A 16,522-nucleotide genomic window follows, 5' to 3' on the forward strand; every position below is an offset into this window, starting at 1 on the left:
ATCCGTGGGCCAAACCGATACAGGGTCGCCGATGGCGTGGCCGGGTCAGGCGTCCAGCACACCCCGCGTCACGGACTGGCCCGAATGGGTGGGGATGCCGTCCACAGGTTCGACGGAGATGTCGACGATGGGGAATTGCGCGATGTCGACTCCCGCGGGAAGCGTGAACACGGTGCGCTCACCCGTGAGATGGCCGAGGCTCACCATGCCCTCGATCTGCTCATCGATAAGCCACACCTCGAGGTAGGCATCCTCGACATCCTCAAAATCGCTCGTGTCCACGACCAGCACTCGCTCACCGTCGTCAAGGACCTCAACGGTGGCCTCCCCCGCCGGCTGCTCGGTCGCGAGGTCCGTCAGTTCGGAACTCGCGAGGACGGATCGCACGGCCTCGTCGTCGCCACCACCCAGGGCCGCGACACCCACGCCGCCGATCACGACGCCCGCAGCCGCCGCGGCCCCGAGAGCCCACCAGCGCGGGCCCGAGCGCCCGGTCGTCGCCCGCGCACGATCCTCCCGCCGCGCGGCAAGGTCTTCTCGCGGCCGAGGCGCGGACCCAAGCTCGGGCTCCGGTTGCGTCGCGGACGGCCGGCCGGAAACGTCGGCGGCGATCGCGTCCCACACCCCGGCGGGGGGTGGCGTGAGCGCGCCGGAACCCATCGCGCCGAGGCGTTCGGTCAGGGCGGTGAAGGTGGCGAGCTCCGCGGCACACCGCTCGCACGAGGTCGCGTGCTCCACGTCGGCAGCGGTGCCGTCGCCCATCGCGATCGCGGCGAGCACGTCATCGTCAAGATGCGACATTGGACACCTCCCACCGGTTCCTCAGCTCGATCAGGCTGCGCCTGAGGTGACTCTTCACTGTGCCCAGCGGCATTCCGAGCCGCTGGGCGATCTGCTCGTGCGTCGCGCCCTCGTAGTACGCGAGGGCGACGATGGTCTTGCGCGGATCGCCGAGAGCCTCGACCTCGTAGGCGAGCAGCACCCTATCTGCATGTTCGTCGACGGTCGTGGCGTGGATGTGCTGGACCGCCTCCTCCCGTCTCGCCTCGCGCGCGCGGGTCGCGAGCGCATCGGCGATGCGGCGCTTGGCAATACCGACCACCCAACCGCGCAGATCACCACGGGCGGCGTCGTAGTTCTCGCGCCCACGCCACGCGGAAACGAAGGTCTGTTGGGTGACGTCTTCGGCATCGGCCGTCGACTCGAGCGCACGCAGCGCGAGGTTATAGACCAGGGACGACACATCGCGGTAGAGCTCCTCGAGCGCCCCCTCCTCGCCCGCGACGAACGCACGCGCCAGCGCCCGCCCATGGGCGCTGGTACCGATGGTCATCTGCGGCCCTTCGGTCGTCGGCAACGTCGTGATGCTCACGGTACATCGACCGGCGCGGCCGTGACGATGACATTGTCGGCGTAGTGGCCGACCTCTGCCTGCCAGTCGCCGCCACAGGTCACCATCACCAGTGCGGGGGCTGCGTCGGCGTCGAAGACGGCCTCGACGTCGACCTCGTCCTTGTCGGTCTGCTCGATCTCCACGACCTCGTAGCGGACGCGCTCCCCCGATGCGGTCGTGACCACGACGGCGGCACCCCTCTCGATGTCGCGAAGACGCGCGAACGGTCCCGTCCCCTGCGCGTTGTCAACGTGCGCCGCAAGGACGGCGCGCCCCGCGGGATCACCCGGCGCCGGACCGAACCGATACCAGCCCGCCGTCAACGCACCCTCGGGGATCACCATGCCGCCGCGCTCATCCACACCGACGGACTCAATCGGCATGTCGATGGACAGCGCGTCGACCTCGAGCCGGGTCGGCTCGTCGACCGCGACCACCTCCGCATCGGCCGGGGAGGCCGAGCGAACCTCGACCTCGCCGAGCACACGAGGTGCCGTCACCTCGTCGATGCCTGACGAAAGGCTCGCGGCGGGCACCGGCTCGTCGGTCGCTCGCCCAGAGCCCGTCGGCGACGCCTCGCCCACCGGTGCGCTCACACAGCCCCCGAGCGCTACCGCGAGCGTCACCACGGCGACGCGCGGTACGGGACGCCACCACCGCATCGGCCACCTCCACGGCTAGCGGAGGGGCGGGCCGCAGCCCGCCCCTCCTGGGTTGATAGGGGGTCGGTATTACCGGCGGGCGTACCGCAGGCCGAGGCCAGCCGCGCCCGCAAGCGCGAGCGCGCCACCGATCACGGCGATCGCGGGGATCCCGCCCTGGTCGGCATACCCGTAGGTGCCGGCCTGGACCTCGCTCGGGGCGGCGGCGTGGACATCGACGGTCTGCACGGCGAGGTCGAGGTTGCCGTCCTCGGCCGAGCCCCACGCATACACGATCGTGTTCACGCCCGCCTGAATCTCCACGTCGGTGGGCCCGAGCACCGGGTCGGTCTCTCCGGTGAGCGACACGGCGGCCTCGTAGGTCGCGGCCGGGACGTCACCCGTCGCCTCATCGGGGTTGGCGAGGTTCTCGAACAGCACGTTGCCGTCGGCCCACACGTCGACGGCCGGGGCGGCCGCCGTGTGGCGGATGGTCAGGCGTCCCTCGCCTGCGGCGGTCTCGCTGAGGTCGTTGCCGAATGGCGTGACGGTGGCGTTGCCGTCGGCGTCGAGGTGCGCCACGGCGGTGTAGCTCATGCCGCCCTCGACCGTCAGCTCGACGGGGCCGAGCACCGGGTCGGAGTCGTCGGCAGCATCGGTGGCGGTCAGGGCCACCTCGTAGGTGCCGGGCGCGAGCTCGAGAGGCCCGGCGAGGTCGCCGGGCTGGAAGTCGTCGATGGTGTTGGCGCCGTCGACATAGACGTCGACGGGCGTGTCCGGGATGCCGTGCAGGACGGAGACTTCCGCCACATCGTCCTCGACAGCGAGGGCGGGGGCGGCCAAGCCCGCGGCGAGCAGGGTGCCGGCGGCGGCGCCGGCGGTCAGTGACGTGCGCATGATGCTTCTCCCTTGCGGTTGAAGAGGCCGCCGGGTGCGACCTCCCTCACCCCCTACTTCCGACTGACCGTGCGGTTTGGATGCAGGCGCATGGAAGTTTTTTGGTCCTCGGCCAGATGACGCCTTTACCTGGGGTGACGCTGCGACGCAACCGTGACCGAACCGCAACGACCCAACGCTTCCGGCGCGTGGGCCGTCTCCCTAACATGAGCATCATGAGGACTCGCGCAGAGGCGGGGAAGCGCCGCCTGATTGCTGGAATCGCCGTGGCCGCAGCCGTGTGGCTGCTCGCGGGGTGCTCGTCCAGCGACAGCGGGTTGTCGGGCGCTGACGCCTCCTACGACACCGGGGGCGAATACGCCGAGTCCGATGCCATGGCCGAGGAGGCGATGGCGGAGGGCGGCGACGGCGCCGAGGCCTACAACGCAGGCGAGACCCCCGACGACAACCGTGCTGTCATCGTCACGGGCTCGATGTACATGACGGTCGACGACCCGCGCGCGGCGGCCAACGAGGCGGCGAGCGTGGTGCGCCACGCCGGTGGCCGCGTCGACGCGAGGAGCGAGACGGCGCCGAGCGAGTACGACGGCGGACAGGCCTGGCTGACACTGCGCATCCCGTCGGATGACCTCGAGGCGGTCGTGGACGACCTTCGCGACCTGGGCACGGTCGACGAGTTCTCGACACAGTCCTCGGACGTGACCCGCGCGGTGACCGACCTCGAGGCGCAGATCTCGACTCTCGAGGCCTCGACCGCACGCATCCAGGCACTGCTGCTCGAGGCGGGGGACATCGAGGACATCATCGTGCTCGAGAACGAGCTCGACAACCGTCAGGCCGAGCTCGAGAGCCTGCAGGCCCGCGAGCGCGGCCTCAGCGATCAGGTCGCCCTGTCCACAATCGAGTTGTCGCTGACGACGGAACCCGTCGTGGACGTCGACGACTCTCCCGCGTCCTTCTGGGATGGGCTCGTGTCCGGGTGGGAGGCCCTGCTCGGATTCCTATCCGGCCTGCTCGTCATCACTGGCGTCCTACTGCCGTGGGCGGCGCTCGCTGGCGTGGTCGGGATCCTGGCCTGGTTGATCGTGCTGGCGGTGCGACGCCGGCGACCGCGGCGGGAGGCGGCCGATGCCGCCGAGCCCACCGCGGCATCGGCCGAACAACCCTAGGAGCCTGCGCGCGGAGTGCGAGCGCGGCGCCGCGCTTAGACCGTCGCGGTGATCTCGACCGTCGCGCCGGGCGCGGCGTAGGGCACCTCGTTGCCGTCGATGGGCTGGCCGTCGACGGTGAGGCTCGCGCCCTTGCCACCCGAGTTGCTGACCGTGATGACGTAGGTCGCGCCGCGGATCTGGCGTCGCACCGTGTACTCGGAGATCTCGGCGCCGATGCACGGGTCGACGATGAGGCCGTCGTAGCCCGGTCGGACGCCCAGCAGGTGCTGGGACACGGCGACGAAGTTCCACGACGCGGTGCCGGTGAGCCACGAGTTCTTGGCCTCTCCGTGACGGGCCGCGTCCTTGCCCGCGATCATCTGGGCGTAGACGTACGGCTCGGTGCGGTGGACCTCGGAGATCTCCTCGCGGTAGGCGGGGGCGATCTGCTTCCAGTACTCCCAGGCGTACTCGGAGCGGCCCACGACCGTCTCCGCGATGATCACCCAGGGGTTGTTGTGGCAGAAGATGCCCGCGTTCTCCTTGTAGCCCGGCGGGTAGCTCGTGACCTCGCCCAGCTCCACGTGGTACTCGGTGTAGGCGGGGTTCAGCAGCACGATGCCGTGCGGGGTGTTGAGGCGCTCGCGCACCGAGTCCAGCGCCTGGACGGCCTTGCCGTCCTCGACGCCCACGCCACCCATGACGCAGTAGCCCTGGGGCTCGATCCAGATCTGGCCGTCCTGGGTCTCGTGCGTGCCGACCTTGTTGCCGTAGTAGTCGTAGGCGCGCAGGAACCACTCGCCGTCCCAGCCGTGCTCGGTGACGGCGGCGCGCATGTCCGCGACGGCCTTCTCGGCACGATCCGCCTCGGCGTCGTCGCCGCGGCGACGGGCGAGGGCCGCGTACTCGGGGCCGATGGCGCAGAACATGCCCGCGATGAAGATCGACTCCGCGACGCCGCCGGTCTTGTTGCCGGTGGTCTGGAAGGACTCGCCCGGCTCGGTGGAGAAGCAGTTGAGGTTCAGGCAGTCGTTCCAGTCCGCGCGGCCGATGAGCGGCAGGCCGTGAGGGCCGGCCTTGACGAGCGGGTGGTTGAAGGAGCGACGCAGGTGCTCCATGAGGGTCGCGGCCTTCGACTCGTCGTTGTCGAACGGCACCATCTCGTCGAGGATGCCGAAGTCGCCTGTCTCCTTCACGTAGGCCGCGACGCCGAGGATGAGCCACAGCGGGTCATCGTTGAAGCCAGAGCCGAGCGTGTGATTGCCGCGCTTGGTCAGCGGCTGGTACTGGTGGTACGCGCTGCCGTCCTCGAACTGGGTCGAGGCGATGTCGATGATGCGCTCGCGTGCACGCTCGGGCACCAGGTGCACAAAACCGAGGAGATCCTGCGAGGAGTCGCGGAAGCCCATGCCACGGCCCATGCCGGTCTCGAAGTACGAGGCGGAGCGGGACATGTTGTAGGTCACCATGCACTGGTACTGGTTCCAGATGTTGACCGAGCGGTCCAGCTTCTCGTCGCCCGATGTGACCGTGTACGAGCCGAGCAGGCCGTCCCAGTACTCGTTGAGTTCGGCGAACGCGGCGTCGGCGGCCTCATTGGTCGCGAAGCGATCGAGCAGCGCACGGGCGCCGGCCTTGTTGATGGCGCCGGGGGCCTCCCACTTGTCGTCGCGGTCGTTCTCGAGGTAGCCCAGCACGAACGTGTAGGTCGCGGTTTCGCCGGGCTCCAGGTCGGCCTTCAGGTGGTGCGAGGCGATGGGGTACCAGCCCGAGGCGATCGAGTCGCCGGACGTCGCGGCGTGCGGCACGGCGGCCTCGTCGAAGCCGTTGCCGAACCCGAGGAACGTGTCGCGGTCCGTGTCGAAGCCCGCGATCGGGGCGTTCACGCCGTAGACCGCGTAGTGGTCGCGACGCTCGCGGTACTCGGTCTTGTGATAGATCGCGCCGTCCTCGACCTCGACCTCGCCGATCGAGAGGTTGCGCTGGTAGTTGGTCTGGTCGTCCTCGGCATTCCACAGGCAGAACTCGAGGAAGCTGAACAGCGAGACCGACTTGTCCTGGTCCGAGGTGTTGGTCAGCGTCACCTGGTGGATCTCGGCGTTCGTGTCGACGGGCACGAAGAACAACACGGAGGCCTCGAGGCCGTTCCGCTCGCCCGTGATGCGCGTGTAGCCCATGCCGTGGCGGGTCTCGAAGCGGTCGAGCTCGGTCTTGTAGGGGCGGAAGCCGGGGCTCCACACGTCGCCGCCGTCGTTGATCGAAAAGTAGCGGCCGCCGTCGTCCACGGGCACATTGTTGTAGCGGTAGCGCGTGAGGCGACGCAGCTTGGCGTCGCGGTAGAACGAGTAGCCGCCACCGGTGTGGGAGATGAGGCCGAAGAAGTCCTGCGTGCCCAGGTAGTTGATCCAGGGGTACGGCGTGTGCGGCGTGGTGATGACGTACTCGCGCGCCTGGTCGTCGAAGTGTCCAAACTGCATGGGGCAGGCCTTCCGGTGTCAGGGGTATCCGCGCCCATCGTAATGCGCCCATCGAAACGTTGCGAGTCGCTGGCCGAAACGTTTCGATTTTGTGACCTGAGGCGGCCGATGCCGCGGCCGCGTCCGTACGGAGCAAACGCGGGCTAGATTGGCCCCATGCTGCTCAGCGACCGCGACATCCGCGCCGAGATCGAGACCGGCCGCGTGGCCCTCGACCCGTGGGACCCCGACATGATTCAGCCGTCGTCGGTGGACGTCCGGCTGGACCGCTACTTCCGGGTGTTCGACAACCACAAGTACGCGGCCATCGACCCGTCCGTCGATCAGCCTGAACTGACTCGCCTGGTCGACATCACCGAGGGGCCTTTCGTGCTCCACCCGGGCGAGTTCGTGCTGGGCTCGACGTACGAATCGGTCACGCTGCCCGACGACGTCGCAGCCAGGCTCGAGGGCAAGTCCTCGCTGGGGCGCCTGGGCCTGCTGACCCACTCGACCGCGGGCTTCATCGACCCCGGCTTCGAGGGCAACGTCACGCTCGAGCTGTCCAACACCGCGACGCTGCCCATCAACCTGTGGCCGGGCATGAAGATCGGCCAGTTGTGCTTCTTCCGCCTGTCCTCCCCCGCCGAGCACCCCTACGGCTCCTCAACGTACGGCTCGCGCTACCGCGGCCAGCGCGGGCCCACGGCATCCAAGAGCTTCCAGAACTTCCACCGCATCGACGTCTAGCAGGCCGTTTCCTGCCGCTACTGGCCGGCGCTATGCTGGCCGGACACGACAGGGGAGCGCTTCCCTCACGGGATGAGAGCGCTGAGAGTGCGGAACCGCCGCAGACCCTCGAACCTGATCCGGGTGATACCGGCGTAGGGAGTCGAGACTCGTTCCCCTCCTAGCAATGGGAGGCATTGATGCGCATCACGCGCGCCACCACCTATGGGGCCATCGCCCTGACCACCCTCACCCTCGCCGCCTGCTCGGCCGACGACGCCGACCCCGAGGCGAGCCCGACCGCGAGCGCCGCCGAGACGGCCGCGTCGCCCACGGCATCGGCCAGCGACACCGCCACCGACCTCGCCGGCCAGAGCGTCACGGTCGTCACCCACGACTCGTTCGCGGTGCCCGACGAGGTGCTCGCCGCCTTCGAAGAGGAGACCGGCCTCACCGTCGAGTTCACCGCGCCCGGTGACGCCGGCGCCCTGGTCAATCAGCTGGTCCTCACCAAGGACGCGCCGCTGGGCGACGTGGTCTACGGCGTGGACAACACGTTCGCCTCCCGCGCAATCGACGAGGGCGTGTTCGCGGACTACGCCTCGAGCGCGCCCGCGGCGGCCGACGCCGCCGAGTACGCCATCAGCGGCTCGGACGCCCTGACCGCGATCGACTATTCCGACGTGTGCCTCAACTATGACATCGCGTGGTTCGAGGACAACGGCGTGGACACCCCGACCGGGCTGGGCGACCTTTCCGAGCCGCAGTACGCGGGCCTCCTGTCGGTCACCAACCCCGCGACGTCCTCCCCCGGCCTCGCGCTGCTGCTGGCGACGGTCGACGAGTTCGGCGACGGGTGGCAGGACTACTGGCGGGCACTACGCGAGAACGACGTGCGCGTGACCCCGTCCTGGTCCGACACCTACTTCGTCGACTTCTCCGTGCCCAACTACGGCGGCGACTACCCGCTGGTGCTGTCCTACGCCTCGTCCCCGCCCTCCGAGGTGACCGACGGCGAGCCCACCTCGGCCGCGCTGCTCGACACGTGCTTCCGCCAGGTGGAGTACGCGGGCGTCCTCGAGGGAGCCGAGAACCCCGCGGCCGGCGAGGCCGTGATCGACTGGCTGCTCTCGGACGAGTTCCAGGCAAGCGTGCCGGACAACATGTACGTCTACCCCGTCTCGTCGTCGGTGGACGTACCCGAGGCGTGGGCCGAGTACGCCCCGCTGGCCGACTCCCCCCACACCATAGACCCCGCCGAGATCTCCGCGCACCGCGACGCGTACATCTCCGAGTGGACGTCCATCGTCCTCGACTGACCCCAGGACGAGGAACGCGACATGAGCCTGGCCGCCCGCCGCAGCCTCAGCTGGTGGCTGCTGGCGGCCGTGCCGCTCGCGTTCCTCGGCCTGTTCTTCCTGTGGCCGCTCGGCTCCGTCCTGGTCCACGGCCTCTTCGACGGCGGCTTTGACGCCGCCGGCACCTGGGCGGTGCTCGCCTCGAGCCGGACGGCCGATGCCGTGGTCACCACGCTCGGGTTGGCCCTCGCGGGCACGGCCGGCTCGGTCGCGCTCGGGGTGCCCTGCGCGTATGTCCTGTACCGGCTGAGATGGAGAGGTCAGCTCACCGTGCGTTCGCTCGTGGCGGTGCCGTTCGTGCTGCCGACCGTGGTCGTGGCGGCCGCCTTCTCTGCCCTGCTGGGCCGCTCGGGGCCGCTGGGCTTTCTTGACCTCGACCAGTCCGTCGTCGCGATCGTCGCGGCGCTGGTGTTCTACAACGTCTCCGTCGTGGTGCGCGTGGTGGGCGGCGCGTGGGCCGGGCTGGACCCGTCGCTCGGGGCAGCAGCCGCGACGCTGGGCGCCGACCGCCGGCGGGTGTTCGCCCACGTCACGGTGCCGGCGCTCATGCCTGCCATCGCATCGGCCGCCTCCGTAGTCTTCTTGTTCTGCGCCACCGCGTTCGGGGTGGTGCTGGTACTCGGCGGCACGCGGGTCCGCACCCTCGAGACCGAGATCTACCTGCAGGTCAACCAGTTCCTCGACCTGCGCTCTGCGGCGGTGTTGTCGATCCTTCAGATGGCGTTCGTGGCGCTCGCGCTGTGGCTCTCGGCCGCGGCGAGGCGGCGCCGGGAGCGCGTGGCAGGAGGGCGCGCCCTCGACGGCACGCGCCCCTTCCGGGGGGCCGATGCGTGGGTCGCCCTTCCGACCCTCCTCACCCTGGGCCTGTTGCTGGCCCTCCCGCTGTACTCGCTGGTCGAGCGCTCGCTCAGGACCATCGACGGCTATGGGATTGACCACTATGTGGCGCTGTTCTCGGAGCCGGGGCGCACGGTACTACCGGTGACCGTGGCGCAGGCGGCGGTCAACTCGCTCGTGACCGCCGCGATCGCCGCCGCCGTCGCATGCGTCGTGGGACAGCTGGTGGCGACGCTGTTGACGCGGCGGTCACGCCGCTCCGGCGCGCTCGACGCCGTGGTGATGCTGCCGCTGGGGGTGTCCGCCGTGGTGGTCGGACTGGGCATGCTGCTCACGCTCAACCGCCCCGTCCTCGGCATCGACCTGCGCGGGTCGTGGTGGCTGGTGCCGATGGCGCAAGCGGTGGTCGCGCTGCCGCTGGTGGTACGCACGCTCGTGCCCGCCGCGCGGGCCATCGACCCGCGCCTGCGGGCCGCGGCCGCGACGCTGGGGGCCTCGCCATGGCGGGTGTGGCTCTGGGTGGACTGGGTGCTGCTGCGCCGGGCCTTCGGGCTCGCGGTCGGGTTCGCCTTCGCGATCGCGCTGGGCGAGTTTGGCGCGACGACCTTCGTCGCGCGACCCGACCGGCCCACACTGCCCACCGCCATCTATCGGCTGCTGGGACGCCCGGGCATCGCAAACATCGGCATGGCCTTCGCCGCCGCGGTGGTGCTGGCGGTCATGACCGCGGCCATCATGATGGTGTCCGAGCGCATGCGCACGCAGGTAGGAGCTGATCTATGAGCGGGCTGACCGTCGAGGACCTCCGGGTCGAGTACCCGGGCACGCCCCCGGTCCTGGCCGTCGACGGCGCGTCTCTCACCGTCGCGCCCGGCGAGACCGTGGCGCTGCTGGGTCCCTCGGGATGCGGCAAATCGTCGCTCTTGGGCGCGATCGTGGGAATCGTGGAGCCCGCCGCGGGCCGCGTGCGGTGGGATGGCGAGGACGTGACGGAAGTGCCCGTGCACCGTCGCGGATTCGGTCTCGTCTTCCAGGACGGCCAGCTCTTCCCCCACCGCTCGGTGGCGCGCAACGTGGCGTTTGGGCTCGAGATGGCCGGGGTGGCGCGCGAAGAGCGTCGCGCGCGAGTCGAGGAGCTGCTCGAGATGGTAGGGCTTGCCGGGTATGGGCAGCGCGCCGTCACCGCGCTGTCCGGGGGCCAGCGTCAGCGCGTGGCGTTGGCCCGTTCGCTCGCGCCGCGGCCCAAGCTCCTGGCCCTCGACGAGCCGCTGTCCTCACTCGACGCGGACCTGCGCGCGCGACTCGCCGTCGAGGTCCGCGACATCCTGCACGCGGCCGGCACCGCCGCGCTCGTCGTCACTCACGACCCCGCCGAGGCCGAGGCCATGGCCTCCCGCGTGCTACGCATGAGCGCGGGACGGATCCAGTAGCACGGCTGCCGTCGTACGAGCCACGCAGTGCCCGCTGTCGCGCGAAACCGTGCGCCGAGTGGCTCCCAGGACGCTGCGGCGGCTCAGCAGGCGCAGGCGATCGGCGCGCCCGTCGACGACAGCGGCGCCGTGAGCGGATCGGGCGTCCGCGTCGCGTCGACCGTGACCTCGCGCCCCTCGGAGTCGAGAGTCACCGCATCGACGGGAAGTCCCTCGCGAGCCCAATATTCGAAGCCGCCGATCATCTCCTTCACCTCGTAACCGAGCTCGGAAATGATGAGCCCTGCGCGGGTGGCGCCATTGCAGCCGGGCCCCCAGCAGTAGACGACGAACCGCGTTCCCGGCGGATACGAGGGAATACGCTCCGGCATGTCGGGTTTGGCGATGTGGACGGCCCCGCGGGCGTGGCCCTGTCGCCAGGCGCGCTCGTCGCGGCTGTCAATCAGCACAAAGTCGCCGGAGCCGACCGCGGGCGCCACGTCCGACGGGTCCGTCTCGAACGCGAGCTTCGCACGAAAGTGTGCGGCGGCAGCGGAGGTGTCGGGAGCATCGGCCATGGCGCCAACCTATCCCCGCACCCTGGTGCCTGTCAGCGAAAAACCGGCGCCGGCATCGGCCGCAGCAACACAAAACGCAAGAGTTGAGCAGAGTTCACTCAACTTTTGCCGCGCCGGCTTGACATCCGCGACGCCGCGAGCATACTTGAGCGTAGGCGGCTCAACTCCGATGGAGCCGGCGACAACTCAGGCCAGGGCCCCGGCCCCGGCCGCATCACAAGGAGGACATCTCATGGCACGAGCAGTCGGTATCGACCTCGGCACCACCAACTCGGTGGTGACCGTCCTGGAGGGCGGCGAGCCCACCGTCATCGCGAACGCCGAGGGCGCCCGCACCACCCCGTCGGTGGTCGCGTTCTCGAAGACCGGCGAGGTCCTGGTGGGCGAGATCGCCAAGCGCCAGGCCGTCACCAACGTCGACCGCACGATCACCTCGGTCAAGCGCCACATGGGCACCGACTGGTCGACGGAGATCGACGACAAGAAGTACACCGCGCAGGAGATCTCGGCCCGCATCCTGGGCAAGCTCAAGCGCGACGCCGAGGAGTACCTGGGCGAGAAGGTGACCGAGGCGGTCATCACGGTCCCCGCGTACTTCAACGACGCCGAGCGCCAGGCCACCAAGGACGCCGGCGAGATTGCGGGCCTCAAGGTCCAGCGCATCGTCAACGAGCCCACCGCCGCGGCCCTCGCCTACGGCCTGGACAAGGGCAAGGAAGACGAGCTCATCCTGGTCTTCGACCTGGGTGGCGGCACGTTCGACGTCTCGCTCCTCGAGGTCGGTAAGGACGAGGACGACTTCTCGACCATCCAGGTGCGCGCCACGGCCGGTGACAACCGCCTGGGCGGCGACGACTGGGACCAGCGCATCGTCGACCACCTCATCAAGGAGGTCAAGAACACCGAGGGCGTGGACCTGTCCAAGGACAAGGCCGCCGTCCAGCGTCTGCGCGAGGCCTCGGAGCAGGCCAAGAAGGAGCTGTCGAGCGCGACCAGCACCAACATCTCGCTGCAGTACCTGAGCATCGGCGAGAACGGCCCGGTCCACCTGGACACCCGCCTCACCCGTGCGCAGTTCCAGCAGATGACCTCGGACCTCATCGAGCGCACCAAGGCGCCGTTCCACCAGGTCATCAAGGACGCCGGCATCCAGCTGTCGCAGATCGACCACGTGGTCCTCGTCGGCGGTTCGACCCGCATGCCCGCGGTCACCGACGTCGTCAAGGAGCTCACGGGCGGCCGGGAGCCCAACAAGGGCGTGAACCCGGACGAGGTCGTCGCCGTCGGCGCCGCCCTCCAGGCCGGTGTCATCTCGGGTGAGCGCAAGGACGTCCTGCTTATCGACGTCACCCCGCTGAGCCTCGGCATCGAGACCAAGGGCGGCGTGATGACCACGCTGATCGAGCGCAACACCGCGATCCCCACGAAGTCGTCGGAGGTCTTCTCGACCGCCGAGGACAACCAGCCCTCCGTGCTGGTGCAGGTCTACCAGGGTGAGCGCCAGTTCGCCCGCGACAACAAGCTGCTGGGCACCTTCGAGCTGGGCGGCATCGCGCCGGCCCCCCGCGGCGTGCCGCAGATCGAGGTCACGTTCGACATCGACGCCAACGGCATTGTGCACGTGGGCGCCAAGGACCGTGGCACCGGCAAGGAGCAGTCGATCACCGTCACCGGCGGCTCGGCCCTGTCCAAGGACGACATCGAGCAGATGATCAAGGACGCCGAGGAGCACGAGGCCGAGGACAAGAAGCGTCGCGAGGACCAGGACACCCGCAACAACGCGGAGACCTTCGCCTACTCGACCGAGAAGATCCTGTCCGAGAACGAGGACAAGGTTCCCGCCGAGGTGGCCGACGACGTCAAGACCGCGATCGCCGACGTGAAGACGGCACTCGAGGGCGACGATGTCGACGACATCAAGGCCAAGCACGACGTGCTGGTCGAGAAGGCGCAGAAGATCGGCGAGGCCGTCTACGCGGCCCAGGCCGCCGAGGCCGAGGCGGGCGAGGCTCCCGCCGATGGCTCCGCCGACAACGCCACCGAGTCGCAGGACGACGACGTCGTGGACGCCGAGATCGTCGACGACGAAAACGACAAAAAGTAGCGAACCCCGTGGGCGGGCGGCCGATGCGTTCGGTCGCCCGCCGCGGTCGCTCACGGAAGGCGTGACATGACTGACACCAACCCCCAGCCCGAGCGCGACGACCAGGACCCCCTGGCCGAGGCCGAGTCGATCATCAACGACGAGGCCGCGCGTGCCGAGTCGGAGACGGCCGAGACCGACGCCGAGGGCGACGAGTTCGACACCGACCTCGCCCGCGCCGAGGCCCGAGCGGAGGAGAACTTCGCCGACCTTCAGCGCCTCCAGGCCGAGTTCGTCAACTACCGCAAGCGCGTGGAGCGCGACCGCGAGGCCGCAGCGACGCAACACACCGCCAAGGTGGTCGAGCAGCTGATCCCCGTCCTCGACGACATCGCCGCGGCGCGTGAACACGGTGACCTCTCGGAGGGCCCGTTCGCGTCGATCGCCGTGAAGCTCGAGGAGTCCCTGGGACGCCTCGGCTGGTCGAGCTTCGGCGCCGTCGGCGACGAGTTCGACCCCCAGGTTCACGAGGCCCTCACCTCGCAGCCCTCGGCCGACGTGACCGTCCCGACGGTCCAGTTGGTGGCCCAGCCCGGCCACCGCATCGGCGATCGGGTGGTGCGCCCCGCGCGCGTCATCGTCGCCCAGCCCGAGTAACCCACTCCAGGAAGGAGACGCCCGTGTCCAGTCAGGACTGGTTCACCAAAGACTTCTACGCGACGCTCGGCGTCTCCAAGGACGCCTCCCCCGAGGACGTCAAGAAGGCCTACCGTCGGCTCGCCCGCGACCTGCACCCCGACCGCAACCCCGGCGACGCCAGCGCCGAGCAGCGGTTCAAGGACGTGGGCGAGGCCTACGGCGTGCTGTCCGACAAGGAGCAGCGCCAGCAGTACGACGCCATCCGCGCGATGGGTGGCGGCGGTCCGCGCTTCCAGGCGGGAGCCGGCGGCGCGGGCAACGGCGGCTTCGAGGACGTCTTCTCGTCGATGTTCGGTGGCGGTGGCGCCAGCCGTGCGGGCGGTCAGCAGTACCGCGCGCAGGGGTTCGAGGACGTGCTGTCCAACATGTTCGGTGGCGGCGGCTTCCAGCGCGGGCCTCAGAAGGGCTCCGACGTGGCCGCGGCGACGGAGGTGTCGTTCCGCCAGGCGGCATTCGGCGACACCATCACGCTGCGCACCTCCACGGGCACCGTGAAGACCCGCCTGCCCGCGGGCGTCACCGACGGGCAGAAGATCCGCATCGCGGGCAAGGGCCGCCCCGGCACCCACGGTGGGCCCGCCGGCGACCTCATCCTCACCGTGCGCGTAGGCAAGCACCCGGTCTTCACCGCTGACGGCAAGAACCTGCGCATGAACCTCCCCGTGACCTTCGACGAGGCGGCGCTGGGCGCGACCGTCGAGGTACCCACGCTCGACGGCGACCGGGTCAAGGTGAAGGTCGCCGCGGGCACCAACTCGGGCACCACGCTGCGCGTCAAGGGCCGCGGTATCACCACCAAGCAGGGCACCGGTGACCTCCTCGTCACCGTCCAGGTCGCGGTGCCCAGCAAGCTCAGCCGCAAGGCCAAGGAGGCCCTGCAGGCCTTCGCACTGGCCGATGCGTCGCACGACCCGCGCTCGAGCCTCTACGACGACGCGGCCAAGTAGCGAGAGACTCTTTCACGAGAGCCTGAAAGGAGGACGCATGGAACGCCCCGACGTGGACGAGCCCGTCTTCCTCATCTCCGCCGCCGCGGAGCTCGCCGGAATGCACGCCCAGACGCTTCGCCAGTACGACCGCCTGGGCCTCGTCGTACCGCGCCGGCGTCCCGGCGGCGGACGCCGCTATTCGCTACGGGACGTGGCGACCCTGCGTGAGATTCAACGCATGAGTCAGGACGAGGGCATCAACCTCGCCGGCATCAAGCGCATCCTGTTGCTCCAGCACCGCGTGGACCGTCTCGAGGCCGAGGTGGAGAAGCTGCGCCCGCGTGCCGACGTGGGCTCGCGCATCTTCACCACCGGCCCCACCGGCTCCGTCGTGATCGTCGAGCGCGGTCGCCGCGCCTCGCGCGACGAGGGACGCTCGCTCGTGGTGTGGCGAGGCGGCTTCGGCGAGTAGAAGGCCGATGCCATGCCTGGGTGCGCCGGCAGTCCGAGGAAAACGCGGGGCCCGGTACCGCCCTCAGCTCGGTACCGGGCCCCGGCCCCCTGCCTCCCCTCAGCGTTGGAGTGAATCCACCAACTCTTGGGCGTAGGAGTGGGTGGTCGGAAGCGACTCCACCCATAACCGCGCCGGCTGGCGCGTGAGATTGCCGACCTGTGTTGCCACGGAGCGCTGAATGATGTGGTCGCGCAGCATCGCGAGCGACTCTCCCAGTTGCGCGTCACGAAGGATGAGCACCGCGTACAGGCCGTCCCCCAACCGCGCGATCGGGTGGCCGGGACCGTAGGCGGAGCGCAGGGCCTCGCCGATGGTCGCGTTGCGCGCCATGCGCTGCCACGGGTCATCGCTGTCGAGGCTGACATCCACCATCACGAGCGCGTGGGTGGTCGGCACCGAGGTTCCCCACCGCATCGCGTCGCCATACACCTCGGCCAGACGCTGCACGAGGTACTCGGGAGTCCCCAGACCCGATTCCGCGTCCGTCATCGCGGGTGCGACGCTCGCGGCCGAGTCCCCCTCGGTCCATCCCTCGCACAACGCGCGCAGCGTGCGAATCGGTGCGGAGGCAAAACCCGCAGCCTTGAACAGCACCGCCATGTCATCGATCGCCTCGGTGATCCCCACGCCCACGGCCGAGCGTGCCTGGCCCAGGCGGAAGGCGGCCGGTGCGGTGTCGAGGCGGGCGTCGAGGGCCTCGACGAGCGCCTCCGCCGCAGGCGTGTACCAGTCACCCGGGCGGCGCCACACGGTCTGCACGCTCGTGGATTGCCACGAGCGCAGCAGCGCCGCGGCGGGGGCGCCTGGGGTGCTGATGTCGGTCATGCCACGTGAGAGGGGTGACTCAG

At 69.7% G+C, this 16,522-nt stretch carries 16 protein-coding genes and 1 riboswitch; of the genes, 9 read left to right on the top strand and 7 right to left on the bottom strand.

The features are described from left to right. Positions 1 to 45: 45 nt before the first annotated feature. The 4 genes from B7K24_RS01215 to B7K24_RS01230 form a co-directional block, all read right to left on the bottom strand. The gene (locus B7K24_RS01215; protein WP_084128100.1) at positions 46 to 801 is read right to left on the bottom strand and encodes an anti-sigma factor; all 756 of its coding nucleotides are present in this window, start codon (positions 799 to 801) and stop codon (positions 46 to 48) included. Then, a complete protein-coding gene (locus B7K24_RS01220; protein WP_084129189.1) occupies positions 788 to 1,333 on the bottom strand; it encodes an RNA polymerase sigma factor in 546 nt (181 codons plus the stop codon). Before B7K24_RS01220 ends, B7K24_RS01215 begins: the two co-directional genes overlap by 14 nt. A gap of 35 nt (positions 1,334 to 1,368) precedes the next feature. Next, positions 1,369 to 2,055, bottom strand: a complete 687-nt coding sequence (locus tag B7K24_RS01225) for a class F sortase (RefSeq protein WP_084128102.1) — start codon at positions 2,053 to 2,055, stop codon at positions 1,369 to 1,371. 69 nt (positions 2,056 to 2,124) lie between these two features. Beyond that, entirely contained in the window at positions 2,125 to 2,931 is an 807-nt protein-coding gene (locus B7K24_RS01230; RefSeq protein WP_084128104.1) for a DUF4397 domain-containing protein, read from the bottom strand. 215 nt (positions 2,932 to 3,146) lie between these two features. Between B7K24_RS01230 and B7K24_RS01235 the strand changes: the two genes are divergently transcribed. Next, positions 3,147 to 4,100 carry a DUF4349 domain-containing protein gene (locus B7K24_RS01235; RefSeq protein ID WP_159449096.1) on the top strand — a complete coding sequence of 318 codons (954 nt, stop codon included), beginning with the start codon at positions 3,147 to 3,149 and terminating at the stop codon, positions 4,098 to 4,100. Positions 4,101 to 4,135: 35 nt separating this feature from the next. On the opposite strand, the gene B7K24_RS01240 is transcribed toward B7K24_RS01235, so the two are convergent. Then, positions 4,136 to 6,559 carry a GH36-type glycosyl hydrolase domain-containing protein gene (locus tag B7K24_RS01240; protein WP_084128108.1) on the bottom strand — a complete coding sequence of 808 codons (2,424 nt, stop codon included), beginning with the start codon at positions 6,557 to 6,559 and terminating at the stop codon, positions 4,136 to 4,138. Between the two features lie 156 nt (positions 6,560 to 6,715). Between B7K24_RS01240 and dcd the strand changes: the two genes are divergently transcribed. The 4 genes from dcd to B7K24_RS01260 all read left to right on the top strand — a co-directional run bounded on the left by dcd (position 6,716) and on the right by B7K24_RS01260 (position 10,892). Next, the gene (dcd, locus tag B7K24_RS01245) at positions 6,716 to 7,288 is read left to right on the top strand and encodes a dCTP deaminase (protein ID WP_084128110.1); all 573 of its coding nucleotides are present in this window, start codon (positions 6,716 to 6,718) and stop codon (positions 7,286 to 7,288) included. Between the two features lie 40 nt (positions 7,289 to 7,328). Beyond that, a riboswitch (TPP riboswitch) is annotated at positions 7,329 to 7,446 on the top strand. 21 nt (positions 7,447 to 7,467) lie between these two features. After that, complete coding sequence (locus tag B7K24_RS01250; protein WP_084128112.1) at positions 7,468 to 8,586, top strand: thiamine ABC transporter substrate binding subunit; 1,119 nt, start codon at positions 7,468 to 7,470, stop codon at positions 8,584 to 8,586. 21 nt (positions 8,587 to 8,607) lie between these two features. Next, positions 8,608 to 10,245, top strand: a complete 1,638-nt coding sequence (locus B7K24_RS01255) for an iron ABC transporter permease (RefSeq protein WP_084128114.1) — start codon at positions 8,608 to 8,610, stop codon at positions 10,243 to 10,245. Then, entirely contained in the window at positions 10,242 to 10,892 is a 651-nt protein-coding gene (locus B7K24_RS01260) for an ABC transporter ATP-binding protein (RefSeq protein WP_084128116.1), read from the top strand. The genes B7K24_RS01255 and B7K24_RS01260 overlap by 4 nt, the downstream gene beginning before the upstream one ends. Before the next feature lie 83 nt (positions 10,893 to 10,975). Here B7K24_RS01260 and B7K24_RS01265 read toward each other — a convergent pair whose 3' ends face one another. Continuing rightward, positions 10,976 to 11,449: a rhodanese-like domain-containing protein gene (locus B7K24_RS01265; protein WP_084128118.1), complete on the bottom strand. Its 474-nt coding sequence runs from the start codon at positions 11,447 to 11,449 to the stop codon at positions 10,976 to 10,978. Between the two features lie 232 nt (positions 11,450 to 11,681). Between B7K24_RS01265 and dnaK the strand changes: the two genes are divergently transcribed. From dnaK to B7K24_RS01285, 4 genes are all read left to right on the top strand, one after another. Then, complete coding sequence (dnaK, locus tag B7K24_RS01270; protein ID WP_084128120.1) at positions 11,682 to 13,553, top strand: molecular chaperone DnaK; 1,872 nt, start codon at positions 11,682 to 11,684, stop codon at positions 13,551 to 13,553. 66 nt (positions 13,554 to 13,619) lie between these two features. Further along, positions 13,620 to 14,189, top strand: a complete 570-nt coding sequence (locus tag B7K24_RS01275; protein WP_084128122.1) for a nucleotide exchange factor GrpE — start codon at positions 13,620 to 13,622, stop codon at positions 14,187 to 14,189. Positions 14,190 to 14,212: 23 nt separating this feature from the next. Next, positions 14,213 to 15,178 carry a DnaJ C-terminal domain-containing protein gene (locus tag B7K24_RS01280; RefSeq protein ID WP_084128124.1) on the top strand — a complete coding sequence of 322 codons (966 nt, stop codon included), beginning with the start codon at positions 14,213 to 14,215 and terminating at the stop codon, positions 15,176 to 15,178. A gap of 37 nt (positions 15,179 to 15,215) precedes the next feature. Continuing rightward, complete coding sequence (locus tag B7K24_RS01285; protein ID WP_084128126.1) at positions 15,216 to 15,632, top strand: heat shock protein transcriptional repressor HspR; 417 nt, start codon at positions 15,216 to 15,218, stop codon at positions 15,630 to 15,632. 99 nt (positions 15,633 to 15,731) lie between these two features. Here B7K24_RS01285 and B7K24_RS01290 read toward each other — a convergent pair whose 3' ends face one another. Then, positions 15,732 to 16,499, bottom strand: coding sequence for a hypothetical protein (locus B7K24_RS01290; protein ID WP_084128128.1), 768 nt, complete (start codon positions 16,497 to 16,499; stop codon positions 15,732 to 15,734). Positions 16,500 to 16,522: the final 23 nt, after the last annotated feature.

Origin of the sequence: Demequina sp. NBRC 110055 (genome assembly GCF_002090135.1) — a bacterium.
In the GTDB taxonomy this organism is placed as follows: Bacteria; Actinomycetota; Actinomycetes; order Actinomycetales; family Demequinaceae; genus Demequina.